Consider the following 15,384-nt stretch of genomic DNA (forward strand, 5'->3'; position numbering starts at 1 on the left):
CATGGCCGAGACCGAAGACGCCGCGCGTCGGCGCAATATCGAGAATATCTACCCGCTGGCGCCGCTGCAGGAAGGCATCCTGTTTCACACGCTGATGGCCCCCGGCTCGTCCGGGGTCTATATGCCGCAGATCGCCTTTCACCTCTCGGGCCGGATCGACGCCACGCGCCTGCGCGCCGCGTGGGAGCAGGTTCTGGCCCGCCATTCGGCGCTTCGCAGCAGCATCCATTGGGAAGAACGCGACGAGCCGTTTCAGGTCGTCTATCGCCAGCTGCCGCTGCCCTGGGAGGAACTGGATTGGCAGGGTCAGGACGCCGCCGCCAATCTGGCCGCGCTTTTCGAGGCGAACCGCGCGCGTCCCTTCGATCTGCGCCGCCCGCCGCTGATGCGGCTCAGCTTTGCGCGGATCGCCGAGGATCGGCAGGTGCTGGTGCTGTGCCATCACCACATCATTCTGGACGGCTGGTCGCAGGCGCGGATGTTGGAGGATGTGATGGCGATCTATCACGGCCAGACCCTGCCCGAACCGCGCCCCTATGCCGATTATATCCGCTGGCTGAAGCGGCAGGACAAACCGGCCTCGCTGGCCTTCTGGCGCGACTATCTGGCGGGGACGCCGGGGGCCAGCCTTGCCTTTGGCGATGCCGGCCGCCAGCCGCAATTCCGGCGCGGCGAATGGCCGTTCCCCGATCCGCTGGCCCGGCAGGTGACCAATTTCTGCGCGACCAAGGGGGTGACGCTGAACACGCTGCTGCAAGGCGTGCTTGGGCTGGTCATCGCGGAACGGCTGGGCCGCACGGATGTGCTATTCGGGGCGGCAACGGCGGGGCGTCCGGCCTCGCTTCCCGGTGCGATGCAGATGGTGGGGCTGTTTCTGAACGCGCTGCCGGTGCGGATCAGGCTGGACCCCGGTCAGGCGGTCGGCACATGGCTGCGCGATCTGCAGGCACAACAGGCGGCGGCGATCGAGCACGAACATGTCGCCCTGCGCGAAATTCAGGGCAATATGGGCACGCTGTTTGATTGCCTGCTGGTGGTCGAGAATTACCCGGTCACCGCTGGCGACGGTCTCAGCGACATCCGCCTCGACCGGATCGAGTTCGACGAATGGACGCATTTCCCGCTGACCCTGCTGGTCGCCCCTGCCAGCGCCGGGATGAAGCTGATCCTGCGCCATGACGAGACCGTCATCCCCGAAGCGCAGATGCTGGCCTTCCTTGACCGCTTCACCGCGCTGCTTGACGCGGTGACTGCCCGCCCCGAGACGCCGGTTCTGGAACTGGTCGGAGCATTGGCACAGGCCGAGGCGGCAAGCGCGTCCCGTATCGCGGAACGCCATGACCGCCGCCCGGCCGAGACGGCGACCGAAAAGGCGCTGGCCTCGATCTGGGCCGAAGTGCTGAAATCGCCGCTGCCGCTGGCCTCGGACAATTTCTTCGCGATTGGCGGGCATTCCCTGCTGGCGGCCAAGGTCGCCACCCGCATCCGCCGCGATCTGGGGATTGAGACGGGCGTTCGCGCGGTCTTCGATCATCCGGTTCTGGCCGATCTGGCAGCGCATCTGGACGGCAGCACGGTCGAGGGCGAGATGGTGGTAGAGTTCTGATGAGCCAACTTCCCGATCTTGTCTGCCTGCCACCTGCCGGGGCCGGTCCCAGCATCTTCCGCGACTGGCAACGCAGCGACCCGACCGTGCGCGCGCCCTCGATCCCCGGACGCGAGGGGCGGTTCCGCGAAGCCTCGGCGGTCGATCTGCGCCGTCTTGCCGACCGGATCGCGGTCGAGATCGCGCCAAAGCTGCGGCTGCGCTATGGCCTCTTTGGCTATTCCATGGGCGGCACCGTCGCGCTGCTTCTGGCCGAGCGGCTGGCCGCCATGGGACGACCGGGACCGGAAGTGCTGTTCGTGCTGGGCGCGCTGTCGCCCGACCGTCTGCATCAGGGAACCGAGCGGCTGCATCTGCTGGGCAGCGACGATTTCTGGGACGAGATCGCCCGCATCGGCGGCACTCCCGATGAAATCCTGCGCGACCCGGATATGCGCGCCTTGTTCGAACCGGCGCTGCGGGACGATTTCCGGTTATGCGACGGCTACCGCCATGTCGGTCCGGGCTATCGGTTGTCCTGCCCGGTCCATGTCTTCGTCGCCAAGAACGACCATCTGGTCGGCGAGGACAGCGCCACCGACTGGGCACGCCATACGACCGGGCGGACGGAACTGCATGTCATCGACGGCGATCACATGCTGGACGCCCGCTCTTTCGCGGCGTTGAACCCGACGCTGCGCGAATTGTGGCCGGGGCTGGTATGGTAGGCTCCGCGACGGGAAGCGCCCGTGGACAACGCCGTCCGGCGATGGTTCGCGGGGCGTTTTGCGGCTTGACCTTGTCGGGGGCTTGCCGCTTCCTCGAACCATGACCAACGCACAGCCGACCCCCTTCACCAACTTCACCATCACCGCCGAGGATTACGCCAACGCGCTGCGGCTGCATGCGCGTCGTCACTGGGCGGTCAATCTGGCGCCGAAACTGTTCGTCGCCGCCCTGCTGATTGCGGCGGTACTGGTCATGGTCCTGTCAGGTTTCGACCGGACATGGACGATCATCGGTATCTGCTGGCTCTGCGTCGGCATCGGCATGCCGCTGCTGGCATATAAGGTCATTCTGCCAAGACGGGCGCGGTCGATCTATGCCAAGCAAAAGACCATGCAGCACCCGGTCAGCGCCTCATGGACGGACGAGGCCTATTCCGCCTCGACCGCGCATATCTCTGGCACGACGCTTTGGAACGACTATTACGGCTGGAGCGCGGATGAGAAGATGGTCATCCTGATGCAATCGCAGGTCCTGTTCCAGATGATCCCGCGCCACGCGCTGAGCGATGAACAGGCCGCGTCCTTGTTAGACACCATCGAGCGGTCGGGTCTGCGCAAGCTCTGAACCCGGCCCCGAACCAGCCGAATCGCCCTTCCGTAACCGCACCGCGAGGCACGGTCCTGTGGTCCGAAGCGCCTCACCCCGCGTTCTCCTTGTCAAAATACCCAATCCAAAGGCCAGTATCCCCCGCGGATACCTGCAATTTTTATTGCCATTGGGATGTTATTTGACATACCCTCGTATGTAGTTATCTGCATTTTTGCCGGTCCACGCCGGTTACCCCTTCGAGAGGATGGGTATCGCTACGAAAAGCAGGTGCGTTCAGGAGGGCTTCGATGGCCTCGAAGAAACCAGAGCAAGAACCGCAGTCCCGCCCACAGGCGGGAGGCGATGATGCTTTGGCCAATGCCTCGGCTGCCCTGCGCGCGACCCGTGAAGACGGGCTTTTCAAGATTGGCAATGGACCATCCAGCGGCACGTTCAATGCCGTTGCCGGGGCAAGCGCGATCGGCATGGGGCTGGCCGTGCAAAGCTCGACCGAGGCAGGACAGGCCGCGCTGAGCGGCGAACCGGGCGAAGAGGCGGATCAGACAAGCCTTGCGTCCGGCGCACAGGACGGCGCAATTCCCCAGACTGCGCCTGAGGCGACCCCGGAAACGGTGGTCATCGCAGCGCTGGATCAGGCCGCTCCGGCAGCCGGGATTGCCATGGCGACGACACTTGCCTCGGCACAGGTCGCTGCTGTTGACGATACGCAGCCCGCATCCTCGGGCGAGGCATCATCGGCCAGCGCCATCCAACCGACCGGCACCGCCAATGCCAGCGGGATCGCGACCGCAGCGCCGGGAACGGCAGCCGCCTCGATCGCGGCATCTTCGGGCAACGGCGCCTCTTTCGCTCCGCCCGCAGGCAATACGACGGCCCCGGACCTGACCCGCCCTAGCGAAACTCGCGACGATCAGCGGGACAGCCCGGACGATGATCAGGCCGCATCCCCCGATCAGGACACGACCACGGCACCGCCCGAGGCAGAGCCGGAAGCGCCTTCGACCGATACCGGCGCCGAAGACCCGGCGGTCGAGTTGCCGATCGTGGGCGGCGTCCTTGACCCGGTCATCGGGCCGATCCTGGGCGAGGACGGGCTGATCCCCGGCATTATCGATGTGGTGCAGGACGGCGTTCTGGCCCCGATCATCGGCGAGGACGGGCTGCTTGGCGGCATCGGTCTGGACAAGGTGGTCAATCCGATTCTTGGCGAAGGCGGCATCGTCGATGCGATCCTGAGCCCGGACGGATTGCTGGGCGGCAATATCGGCGCGGTGCTGGACCCGATCCTTGGCGAAGGCGGGCTGCTGGACGGTCTTCTGGGCGAAGGCGGGCTTGTCGGCGGCATCACCGATCCGCTCTTGGGCGATGGCGGGCTGATCCCGGGCATCGTTGACGTGGTGACGGACAATGTGCTGGCCCCGATCCTTGGCGAGGATGGCCTGCTGGGCGGGATCGGTCTGGACAATCTGCTGACCCCGGTTCTGGGCGAAGGCGGCATCATCGACGCCATCATCAGCCCCGACGGCCTGCTGAGCGGCAATGTCGGCGCTGTGCTTGAGCCGATCCTTGGCGAGGACGGGCTGATTGGCGGCCTTCTGGGTGAGGACGGGTTGGTCGGCGGTCTTCTGGGCGAGGATGGGTTGGTCGGCGGCCTTCTGGGCGAGGACGGGCTGGTCGGCGGTCTTCTGGGCGAGGACGGGCTGGTCGGCGGCCTTCTGGGCGAGGACGGGCTGGTCGGTGGTCTTCTGGGCGAGGACGGGCTGGTCGGCAGCATCACCGATCCTCTGCTGGGTGAAGACGGCATCGTCACCGGCATCGTCGATGTGGTGCAAGATACGGTGCTGGCCCCGATCCTCGGCGAAGACGGTCTGCTGGGCGGAACCGGACTTGACGACCTGCTGTCCCCGGTTCTGGGCGAAGGTGGTATTGTCGATGCGATTGTCAGCCCGGATGGATTGCTTGGCGGCAATGTCGGCGCTGTGCTGGACCCGATCCTGGGCGAGGACGGCTTGCTTGGCGGGATCATCGGCGGTGGACTTCTCGGTGGATTGCTGGGCGGTGGTGCTGCGCAAGGTGAGGGTTCCGAGGATACCGTTGCGGCGGTGACCGATCCGCTCTTGGGCGAAGGCGGCATCGTAGATGCCATCGTCAGCCCTGACGGATTGCTTGGCGGCAATGTCGGCGCTGTGCTGGAGCCTGTGCTGGGCGAGGACGGCCTGCTCGGCGGGATCGTCGGCGGTGGACTTCTTGGCGGATTGCTGGGCGGTGGTTCCCCGCAAGGTGAAGGTTCCGAGGATACCGTTGCGGCGGTGACCGATCCGATCCTGGGCGAAGGCGGCATTGTAGATGCCATCGTCAGCCCGGATGGATTGCTGGGCGGTAATGTCGGCGCAGTGCTGGAGCCTGTGCTGGGCGAGGACGGCTTGCTTGGCGGGATCGTCGGCGGCGGGCTTCTCGGTGGATTGCTGGGCGGTGGTGCTGCACAAGATGAAGGTTCCGGGGATACCGTTGCGGCGGTGACCGATCCGATCTTGGGCGAAGGCGGTATTGTCGATGCCATCGTCAGCCCTGACGGTTTGCTTGGCGGCAATGTCGGTGCAGTGCTGGAGCCTGTGCTAGGCGAGGACGGCTTGCTCGGCGGGATCGTCGGCGGCGGACTTCTCGGTGGATTGCTGGGCGGTGGTGCTGCGCAGGATGAGGGTTCCGAAGAGACTGCGCCCACGGCGACCGAGCCGGTCTTGGGCGGAAATGGTATCGTCGATGCGGTGATTGGCTCGGATGGGTTGCTCGGCGGGTTGACCGGTGGCAACGGACTGCTTGGCGGGTTGCTGGGGGGTCTGACCGGCGGCGGGCAACCGGCTCCGGGCAATGACGGCGCGGTGTCGGGACTGGTCGAACTGGCACAGGAGGACGTGCCGCAGGAGACCAGCGAGACCGTCAGCGACGCTCCCGTGCCGATTGTCGAGACCGTTCTTGACGACAGCCATGTCGGCGATCTTCTGGCTCCGGTTCTTGGAAATGGCGGCCTGCTTGGTGGCATTATCGGCGGCGGCGGCCTGCTGGGCGGTCTCTTCGGGAGCCGCGCCGCCGAAACCGTGGTCGAGACGGTTACGGAAACCGTTGTCGAACCGGCACATGAGGTCGTTGCAGAGCCTGTTCCACCTGTCGAAGAAAGCGTGGCGGAGGTTGCCGAGGATGACGGCTTCCTCGATTCGCTTCTGGGTGGCGACGGCGTGATCGAACGGCTGGATGCGATTGACCTTGCCGAAGACCCGGCAAGCGTGCTTGCCATGCCTTCGGACCCGGTTCTTGGAGGGCTCTTGTCGGACGAGGATGTATTCGGCATCGACATTGCGGGCGATCATGCAGGCGGTTCCGATCCGCTGGCCGCGCTTTTGGGCGAGGATGCCCTTGGCGGCGCATTGGTCACGCAGGGCCTGATCGACGATATTACCGGCGATGCCGGGCTGGTGCCGGACATCGAGATCGACACACTGCTGAACGAAATTCTCGACAGCGGCGAGCGCGCGACAAGCGGCGTCACCGATATCTTCGACACGCTGCTGGATCTGGGCGATGTCGGCCCGACCGACCTGTTCGCAGATACTTCGGGCGCGGTTGAAAACGCTCTTGCGACCCTGTTCGGTGGCGATGACACAACCGACGCGGCAATGGCCGATGCCGATACGGGCGGCGGCCTGCTGGGCGGGCTGAACCTGCTGTCGAACGACGACAATAATAGCTGATCGAATTCCGATCGCACCCTGCCAGCATCGCGACCCGCACAGGAGGCGGCAGTCGCACCGGCAGATTTTCCCTTTTTCCGCGAGAACATTAGTGGACTAAAATCCAAAAGCGTGCAAAATTAAGGTTCTCTTAACTAGTAGGTTTGCGCATCCCCTGGCTGTGCTGTTTCTTTCGGGTCGAGTGTTTTGCAGCTCGACTGTTACGGAATACCGAACGGACACGGAGCAAAGATCCTTGGAGAAAGTTTTTGTGCTGTCATATGACGGCTTCGAGGAAGATTTTAGGCGCTGCGCAAAAGAGGTTGCCAACTCTTTCATCGCCCCTCGGCAAAACCCGCAATGCCACTTTGGCTGCGAGGTGCCATGCCTGTGACGATGCGATCTCGCCTGCTTGCAGCGCGTCCGAATCGGGTTGGCCGGCTTGCGCTTGGCCTTGGACTTACCGCATTGATGCTTGGCGCTTTTCCGTCCATCGGTCTGTCGCAAACCGCGCTGGCACGCGCGGTTCTTGTCTCGTCCGAACGTGACCCCGGCGTTACCGCGCTGCGCCAGCAGGTCGCACGCAAAACCGTCGATATTCAGGCCGCGCGGGACGAACGTTATCCGCAATTCAGCCTTTCCGGTGATACCAGCACGACCGATGCGAATGGTGCCGGAATCACGCTGACGGTTTCTCAGGTTCTTTTCGATTGGGGCCTGATTGAAAGCAAGATTGCCAGCGCCTCACAGGAACGGGTGAAATCCGTTTCCGAATTGAAAATGGCGATCGAGCAACTGACGCTCGACGTGTCTTATTATTATCTCGATATCGAAGTTCTGGACCGGAAACTGGCACGGACCCGCGATTATCTGGATTTCGCAAATCGCATCGCCGGGCATGCCGATGCCCGCGCCCAAGGTGGTGTCGGCGATACCGGCGAGGTTGCCCGCGCGCAGTTGGAAATCGTCCGGGCCGAGGACAGGCTGTCACAACTATCTGGCGACCGTTCGCTTGCGGTGGCCCAGTTGCAGTTTCTGATGGGAGAGTCTCCGGGTCGCACCTCGAATGCGCCGGAACTGGGCTTCGCGCGCCGTTATGGCAACGCTGCCGAGATCGCCGCCGCCGTGCGGATGTCGCCCGACTATCTTGCCGCCCGTGCGGGCGTTGCCGGGGCCGAGGCCGGGGTTCAGACCGCCCGCGCCTCTCGCCTGCCGACGATCAAACTTCAGGCGCAGGGCCGCGCCGATCTGGATGGCGGTCGCAGCCGTTCGGCCGTTGGGCTGACGGCGGGAGTCGATCTGAATTCGGGCGCGTTCCGGGGTCGCCAGATTCAGGCCGCGCAACTGGAGCTGGAGGCGGCTACCTCGTCGATGAATGCGGTCGAACGCAACCTGACCAACGCCGCGCGCACCGCGCTGGAACGGCTGCGCGTCCTGCGCGCCAGCGAGGCGTCGCAGCAGCAGCAATTGATCGAGTCGGTGAAGGTGCTGGACACTTATGAAGAACAGTTCGTCGGCGGACAGAAAGAGCTGATCGACCTGCTGACCACCGGGCGCGACCTTTACGACGCGCAGATCGCCGAGATCGATACCTATGACAGCCGCAAGCGCACAGAATACGACGCCGCACATGCTCTTGGCGTTCTGGGCACGCTGATCCTTGCGACAAGCACAAGCGGATAACCTTAAATGAGCCAGAGCCAGCAGCCCCGCACCCATTCAGATCCTCTGGCCACCGGCCTTGTCGAACTGTGCCGCATCCACGGCATCGCCGCCTCGGAAGCGCGGCTGACCGATGGCCTGCCGCGCAGCGATGACGGGCTTCTGACCCCTGATCTTGCCGCGCTGGCGCTGCGCCGCGTGAATATGAGCTGCCGCATCAGCCATGAGACGCTGACCAGCTTCCCCCGCCACAGCCTGCCCGCGCTGATCTTTCTGAAGGATGGCGGCAACGCCATCATCGAGGAACTGCGTGACGACGGCGCCCGGGTGATCCTGCCCGAGACCGGCGGCGGGCGGGCGCTGTGGACGACGGATGACCTGCACGAGCGGCATGACGGGCGCATTCTTGTCTCGAAACCCATCGACATCGTCTCCGACCGGCTGGAGCCATCGGACAAGGACAAGCGTCACTGGATCATCGGGCCGGTTCTGGACAACTGGCCGATCTATCGCGACGTGATCCTTGCCTCGTTCATTGCGAACCTGCTGGCAGTCGCCACGTCTCTGTTCTCGATGCAGGTCTATGACCGGGTGGTGCCGAACAAGTCGTTCGACACGCTGTGGATTCTTGCCAGCGGCGTCGCCATCGCGATCATTCTGGAGATCCTGTTGCGGATCATGCGCGCTTCGCTGGTCGATGTGTCGGGGCGCGATCTGGATTTGCGGCTGTCCTCGCAGCTTTTCGATCAGGTCTCGAACCTGCGGCTGTCGCATCAGCCGCGTTCGACCGGCGTTTTCGCCAATCAGGTCCGCGACTTCGCCACGGTGCGAGAGTTCTTCACCTCGGGCACGGTGACGGCGCTTTGCGATATTCCCTTCGTGCTGATCTTTCTTGCGGTCCTGTGGTTCATCGGCGGGCCGCTGGCGCTGGTGCCGCTGATCGGGGCGGTACTGACCATCGTGCCGGGGCTGATCCTGCAACGCCGCCTTGCCCGCGCCTCGCGCGAGAATACGCGGGAATCGGCGGCGCTGAACGGGCTTTTGCTGGAAACGGTCTCGAACCTTGAAACGGTGAAGGCCGCGCGGGCCGAGGGGCGGTTGCAGCGCGCCTATGCGCAACTGACCGCGACCATGGCCACAACGGCGGTGCAGACGCGCAACCTGACCAATGTGATGTCGCAATCCGTCGCGACCATTCAGAAATTCTGCTATGCGGGCGTGGTCATCGTCGGCGTCTACCTGATCAGCGCGGGCCAGTTGACGGTCGGCAGCCTGATCGCCTGCACCATCCTGTCCAGCCGCACCCTTCAACCGATGGGACAGGTCGCGGGACTTCTGGCACGCTGGCAGCACGTCAAGGCGGCGATGGAAGGTCTGGACAATATCATGAAGATGCCGGTCGAGCGTCCCGCCGACCGCCATTACGTCCGCGCCCCCGATCTGGCAGGCGATTACCGGCTGGAAGAAACCACCTATCGCCACGAACCCGAGGCTGCTCCGGTGATCTCGATCCCCGCGCTCAGCATCGCCAAGGGCGACAAGGTCGCGTTGCTGGGCAGCAACGGGGCGGGCAAATCGACGCTGCTTCGGATGCTGGCGGGGCTGACCGATCCGCAGACCGGCAGCGTGCTGGTGGACAATCTGGCGCTGAGCCAGATCGACCCGATCGACCGCCGCCGCCAGATCGGCTACCTGCCGCAAAGCGTGGCGCTGTTCCAGGGCACGCTCCGCGACAACCTGCTGCTGGATCACGGGCTGCACAGCGATCAGGAACTGCTTGAGGCGCTGGATGCCGTGGGGCTTGGCACCCATGTCCGCCGCCATGTGCGCGGGCTGGATCTGCAAATCTACAACAACGCCAATGTCTCGGGCGGGCAGCGGCAGGCCATCGGGCTGGCCCGCATCCTGTTGCAAGACCCGCGGATCGTGCTGCTGGACGAGCCGACCTCGGCCTTCGACCATGTGACCGAAGCGAAGGTCATCGCCTATCTGAAGACATGGCTTGAGGGGCGGACCACGATCATCTCGACCCACAAGCGCGACCTTCTGGGGCTGACCAGCCGCGCCATCGTGCTGAAGGATGGCAAGGTCGCGCGGGATGGTGATCTGATCCAGATCCTGAACGCGGCCCGCGCCGCCAAATCGCAGGCCGCGGCTCCGGTGCAAGCCGTGACATGAGCCGGACCGAGGTATTCACCAGCAGTCATATCGACGGCAGCTACCGACGGCTTGCCCTGCGCAAGGCCCGGCTGACCATTCAGATCGTCGTCCTTGCCGTCATCGCTTCCATCATCTGGGCGGCATTCGCGCAGGTGGACGAGATCACAAGGGGCGATGGCCGCGTCATCCCGATCCGCCGGATGCAGACGATCCAAAGCCTTGAAGGCGGCATTCTGGCCGAGCTTCTGGTCAGCGAGGGCGATGTGGTCCAGCAGGGGCAGACGCTGGCCCATCTGGACCCGACCCGCTCGCGCTCGGCCTTCTTGTCGGCGCAATCCGAGATCGAGGCATTGGAGGCCGAAGTGACCCGGCTTGATGCCGAGGTGCTGGAACAGCCCAAGCTGGATTTCGGCCCCGACCCCACATCGACGCAGGCCACCGAACTGCGCCTTTTCAATGCGCGGCGGACGCGGCTGGAAGCCTCGGTCGCGGCGCTGGAAGAGGAGCGGGCCGCCGTGCAGGAGCAGTTGGACATCACCGCCCCCCTTGCGGCGGGCGGCTCGATCAGCCGCATCGATGTGCTGCAACTGCGCCAGAAGGCGGCGGAACTGGAAGGCAAGATCAGCGAGACCCGCAACGGCTATGTGCAGGACGCCTACAAGGATCTGGCCGAACGCCGGGCCAAGCTGGCCGCGCTGCAACAAGAGGTCGTCCAGAAACAGGCCGAGTTGAGCCGGACGACCATCCGCTCGCCGGTCGAGGGGCGGATCAACAATATCGACGTGACCACCCTTGGCGGCGTCATCCAGCCGGGCGAGCCGATCATGGAGATCACGCCGCTGGACGACCAGCTTCTGATCGAGACCAAGGTGCTGCCGCGCGATGTGGCCTTCATCGCCCCCGAAATGCCCGCCAGCGTCAAGATCACCGCCTATGACTTTTCGATCTACGGCGATCTGCGCGGCACCGTCACCCAGATTTCCGAAGACACCGTGGAAGAGGACACCCCCAACGGCCCGCAGGATTTCTACCGCGTCATGGTCCAGACCGAACGCGCCTATCTGGAACGCTTCGGCGAGAAATTCTCGATCCGTCCGGGCATGGTCGCACAGGTGGATATCGAAAGCGGCAAACGCTCGATCCTCAGCTATCTCACCCGCCCGCTGCTACGCGCCCGCCTGCGCTGAAGTTCCGGTTCCCGCCCTGCCACCCGTCACCATTCGCCGAGAGTCCCTTGCCCTTCCATCCAAGCCGCCACCACGCCGTCCCGCCGCTTCTGCTTGGCCTGTGCCTTGCCCTTCCCGGCGCCGCCCTTCCCCGCACCTATGAGGCAGTCGAGGTTCGCGGCGCCAAGATGATCCCCGAAGACGACATCCGCCAGACCTGCGGTGCCGAGCCGGGCGTCTATATGGAAGATATAGAGTTGCGCGCGATCGAGGATTGCCTGATGTCCACCGGCGTTTTCGAGGCGGTCAGCCTGAAGGCCGAAGGCGACAATCTGATCATCGACGTGACCGAGATCGAACAAAGCCCCGGCCGGTTCGAGGCATCGGTCTTTCACACCTCTGACAAGGGGCTGACGGGGGGCATCTCATATGAACAATACAACCTTCTGCCCGACACGTTCGGCGCGGTGCATCTGGAATTCAGCCGCGACGTGAAAAGCGTCGATGCCAGCCTCTACCGCCCCGACCAGCTGGGCAAGGATCTGGATGCCGGGATCGATCTGAAATGGGAACGCTCGGATTTCGAGGATCTGGCCTTCTCGGTCCGCAATGTGCAAGCCGAGGGGTATATGGCCTGGACGCCGGACGACAATCTGCGCGTCGAATACGGGCTGGGCTATCGCGGACACAAGATGGACGGGATCGACGCCGATGCAAGCGCGCTGCTGCAATCCGAGGCGACCAGCATCGATGCGCCCTTCCTGCGCCTTGGCCTGACATGGGCGACCGCGGCCGAGGGTGACGACGGCAAACCCACAGCGCGCGGAGCATCGGCCGAGCTTGACCAGTATCTGTGGAACATCGGCACTGACGACCTGCTGTCGGAAACCCGCGTCACGCTGAACGCGCGCCAGAACCTTGCGGAGAAGGTCGAGCTTCTGCTGGGACTCAGCGGTGGCATCGTGGCGGGTCTCAGCGACAATGACACCCGCGCCATCGACCGTTTCTATCCCGGCGGCGACAGCTTTCGCGGCTTCGCACCACGCGGCATCGGGCCATCGGATCGGGGCGATATGCTGGGCGGCAACCGCTACCTGATCGGCTCGGTCGAATTACGCCGCGCCTTCACCTTCTACGACCGCGAATATCACGGCGGGGTATTCTACGAGATCGGCTCGGTCTGGGATCTGGACAATGATCTGGGCGGGCGCATCGACGACGGCTGGCATTCGCGCAGCAGCATCGGTCTTTCGCTGACGTTTGATCTGGCGGGCACGCCGGTCTCGCTTTACGTGGCCGAGCCGCTGCGCGAGCGGCCCGGCGACGACCGCCAAAGTTTCGGGATCAAGATCAGCGCGACCTTTTAGATCCGGGACTGCCTAGTTCGCGGGCGGCGCATAGCCGTTCCGCTCCAGCCATTCCTGCATCATCGCGATCTCGCCTTCCTGTGCCGAGATCACCTCTTCGGCGAGCTTGCGGATCTCGGGGTCCTCGCCATGTTCCAGCACCACCTTGGCCATGTCGATGGCGGCCTGATGGTGGGGGATCATGCCGATGACGAAATCCGCATCGGCATTGCCGGTCGGCTCGACCGCCATGTCCTGATGCATCCGGTCCATCGCCGCGGAGTAACCCGCCGAGGCCGGATCAGCGGTTTCAGCCACGCTTTCGGTGGCGGCATGATCATGGGCGGAATGGTCAGTCGCCGGTTCCTGCGCATAGGCACCAAAGGCCAGCGCGAACAGGATCGGGCTAAGCCCGGTGGCGCGGCGGATCGTTTTTTTCATTCTGCTTCCCTCATATCTTCGGATCGACGCGGATCGGGCGCGATCTGAGCCGGATTGTCGGGAAAACGGAAATCACGATCAGCGGAAGCCCGTTCACGCCTCGGTCATCCGGGCCAATGTAATCAGGCTGTTGCCATAGCGGCGCTGGTCGATCTGCACCAGCGGCGCGGGAATGACGGGCGGCTGCGCCTCTTCCCAGACCACCACGGCACCCGGCGCGATCCAGCCGCCCGCAAGCGCCGAGACAATCGCCCGTTCACCCAAACCCCGTGCATAGGGCGGATCGAGAAACACCAGCCCGTAGGCCGGATCCGTGTTCGGCCCAAGGTTGGTGGCATCGCGCCGCCAGATATCCGCGATGCCCGTCGCACGGGCCTTTTCGACATTCTGGCGGATCAGCGCGCGGGCCTTGACCCCGTCATCCACGAAACTGACATGGGCTGCGCCGCGGGAATAGGCTTCCAGCCCAAGCGCGCCGGTCCCGGCGAAAAGGTCAAGCACGCGGGCACCGGGGATCGGATTGCCGTGGCTTCCGTTGATCAGCAGGTTGAAGATCGACTCGCGCACCCGGTCGGTGGTCGGGCGAAGATGCGCCACAGCGTCGCCTTCACCAACTTCGGCCAATTTCAGGCCGCGCAGATTGCCTCCGACGATCCTCATCTTTGCGTCCCGCGACGGACGGGGGGCTGGCCGCCCCCCGCACCCCCCGCTTGCGCTGCCCATGAGGGCCTTTCGACAACGGTGGATGTCATTTCATCAGCGCCTTCAAATCCGGGATCGTCGGGATAAGGTCGGGATCGGCGCTGCGTCCCGCCTCGATCAGGCGCTTGCCGATCATATAGGCGCGGGCATCGTTCAGCGCATCGACGGCGATCAGTTGCCCGTCGCGGAAATACCAGACCGAGCCGCCATGTTCGCCGTCGCCGGGCCGTGTGACGATGCGGTCATGGCCGGTGCCAAGTCCCGCGATTTGCAGCTTTGCATCAAACTGGTCGGACCAGAACCACGGCTTCGGCAGATAGGCCCGATCCGCGCCAAGCATATTGTCAGCGACGGCTTCGGCCATGTCGATGGCATTGCCGACGCTTTCAAGCCGCATGCGCTGGCCGTTCGCGGGAAAGCTGGCGCAATCGCCCGCAGACCAGATGGCCGGGTCGGAAGTGCGCCCGGTCTCGTCCGTGGCGATGCCGTTGTCGATGGTCAGGCCAGCAGCCTGCGCCAAGGCCGTTTCCGGCTCGATCCCGATGCCGGTGACGATCAGATCGGCGGGCAGGTGGCGTCCATCGGCAAGCTCTACCCCGTCCGCGCAGGCGTCGCCGGTGATGCGGGCAATGCCGGTGCCTTCAAGGATCGTCACGCCATGGGCGCGGTGCAGGTTGCGGATCAGCGCCGCCGTCTCGGCAGCGGCAACGCGGCCAAGGATGCGCGGGGCGGCCTCGATCAGCGTCACTTCAAGCCCCAGCTTGCGTGCGACGGCGGCGGCCTCCAGCCCGATATAGCCGCCGCCGATCACGATCAGGCGGCGTCCGGGCTGCATCGCAGGGGCCATGGCATCGACATCGGCAAGGGTGCGGACGACATGGACGCCGGGCAGATCGCCGCCCACCTTTGCGGGCAGGCGGCGCGGCGTCGCGCCAAGTGTCAGGGCAAGCATATCATAGGGAACCGGGCCTGCATCGGTGACGACCGCGCGGTTGCTGCGGTCAATCGCGGTCGCGGTGCAGGAAAGGCGCAACTCGATCCCCTGTTCCTGCCACCAGTCCTCACCCCGCAGAACCAGCCGATCCAGACCCATCTGTCCCAGCAGATAGGCCTTGGACAGCGGCGGTCGCTGATAGGGGGCGGCAGGTTCCGCGCCGATGATCGTCAACGGCCCGTCATGCCCGTTCGTCCTCAGCCGCGCCGCCATCGAGGCTGCCGCTTGCCCTGCCCCAAGGATCACGATCCGCATGGAATCCTCC

11 protein-coding genes are annotated in these 15,384 nt (G+C 64.6%); 8 read left to right on the forward strand and 3 right to left on the reverse strand.

Going from position 1 to position 15,384, the window contains the following annotated elements; genetic code table 11:
• Position 1 precedes the first annotated feature (1 nt).
• From JJJ17_RS08615 to JJJ17_RS08650, 8 genes are all read left to right on the forward strand, one after another.
• Positions 2-1,606 carry a condensation domain-containing protein gene (locus JJJ17_RS08615; RefSeq protein ID WP_200685447.1) on the forward strand — a complete coding sequence of 535 codons (1,605 nt, stop codon included), beginning with the start codon at positions 2-4 and terminating at the stop codon, positions 1,604-1,606.
• Positions 1,606-2,313: a thioesterase II family protein gene (locus tag JJJ17_RS08620; protein ID WP_200685449.1), complete on the forward strand. Its 708-nt coding sequence runs from the start codon at positions 1,606-1,608 to the stop codon at positions 2,311-2,313. The genes JJJ17_RS08615 and JJJ17_RS08620 overlap by 1 nt, the downstream gene beginning before the upstream one ends.
• Positions 2,314-2,413: 100 nt before the next feature.
• Complete coding sequence (locus JJJ17_RS08625; protein ID WP_200685451.1) at positions 2,414-2,938, forward strand: YcxB family protein; 525 nt, start codon at positions 2,414-2,416, stop codon at positions 2,936-2,938.
• A 272-nt stretch (positions 2,939-3,210) separates the two neighbouring features.
• The gene (locus JJJ17_RS08630) at positions 3,211-6,669 is read left to right on the forward strand and encodes a hypothetical protein (protein WP_200685453.1); all 3,459 of its coding nucleotides are present in this window, start codon (positions 3,211-3,213) and stop codon (positions 6,667-6,669) included.
• 375 nt (positions 6,670-7,044) lie between these two features.
• Positions 7,045-8,331, forward strand: a complete 1,287-nt coding sequence (locus tag JJJ17_RS08635) for a TolC family protein (RefSeq protein WP_200685797.1) — start codon at positions 7,045-7,047, stop codon at positions 8,329-8,331.
• 6 nt (positions 8,332-8,337) lie between these two features.
• Complete coding sequence (locus tag JJJ17_RS08640) at positions 8,338-10,488, forward strand: type I secretion system permease/ATPase (RefSeq protein ID WP_200685455.1); 2,151 nt, start codon at positions 8,338-8,340, stop codon at positions 10,486-10,488.
• A complete protein-coding gene (locus JJJ17_RS08645; RefSeq protein ID WP_200685457.1) occupies positions 10,485-11,657 on the forward strand; it encodes an HlyD family efflux transporter periplasmic adaptor subunit in 1,173 nt (390 codons plus the stop codon). Before JJJ17_RS08640 ends, JJJ17_RS08645 begins: the two co-directional genes overlap by 4 nt.
• A 47-nt stretch (positions 11,658-11,704) precedes the next feature.
• The gene (locus JJJ17_RS08650; protein ID WP_200685459.1) at positions 11,705-13,003 is read left to right on the forward strand and encodes a BamA/TamA family outer membrane protein; all 1,299 of its coding nucleotides are present in this window, start codon (positions 11,705-11,707) and stop codon (positions 13,001-13,003) included.
• 12 nt (positions 13,004-13,015) lie between these two features.
• Here the strand turns inward: JJJ17_RS08650 and copM are convergent, their stop codons facing one another.
• From copM to JJJ17_RS08665, 3 genes are all read right to left on the reverse strand, one after another.
• Complete coding sequence (gene copM / locus JJJ17_RS08655) at positions 13,016-13,423, reverse strand: CopM family metallochaperone (RefSeq protein WP_200685461.1); 408 nt, start codon at positions 13,421-13,423, stop codon at positions 13,016-13,018.
• A gap of 93 nt (positions 13,424-13,516) precedes the next feature.
• Positions 13,517-14,083 carry an RsmD family RNA methyltransferase gene (locus JJJ17_RS08660; RefSeq protein WP_200685463.1) on the reverse strand — a complete coding sequence of 189 codons (567 nt, stop codon included), beginning with the start codon at positions 14,081-14,083 and terminating at the stop codon, positions 13,517-13,519.
• An 88-nt stretch (positions 14,084-14,171) separates the two neighbouring features.
• Complete coding sequence (locus JJJ17_RS08665; protein WP_200685465.1) at positions 14,172-15,374, reverse strand: NAD(P)/FAD-dependent oxidoreductase; 1,203 nt, start codon at positions 15,372-15,374, stop codon at positions 14,172-14,174.
• Between the last annotated feature and the right edge of the window lie 10 nt (positions 15,375-15,384).

Source organism: Paracoccus caeni (assembly GCF_016629665.1).
GTDB classification, from domain to species: domain Bacteria; phylum Pseudomonadota; class Alphaproteobacteria; order Rhodobacterales; family Rhodobacteraceae; genus Paracoccus; species Paracoccus caeni.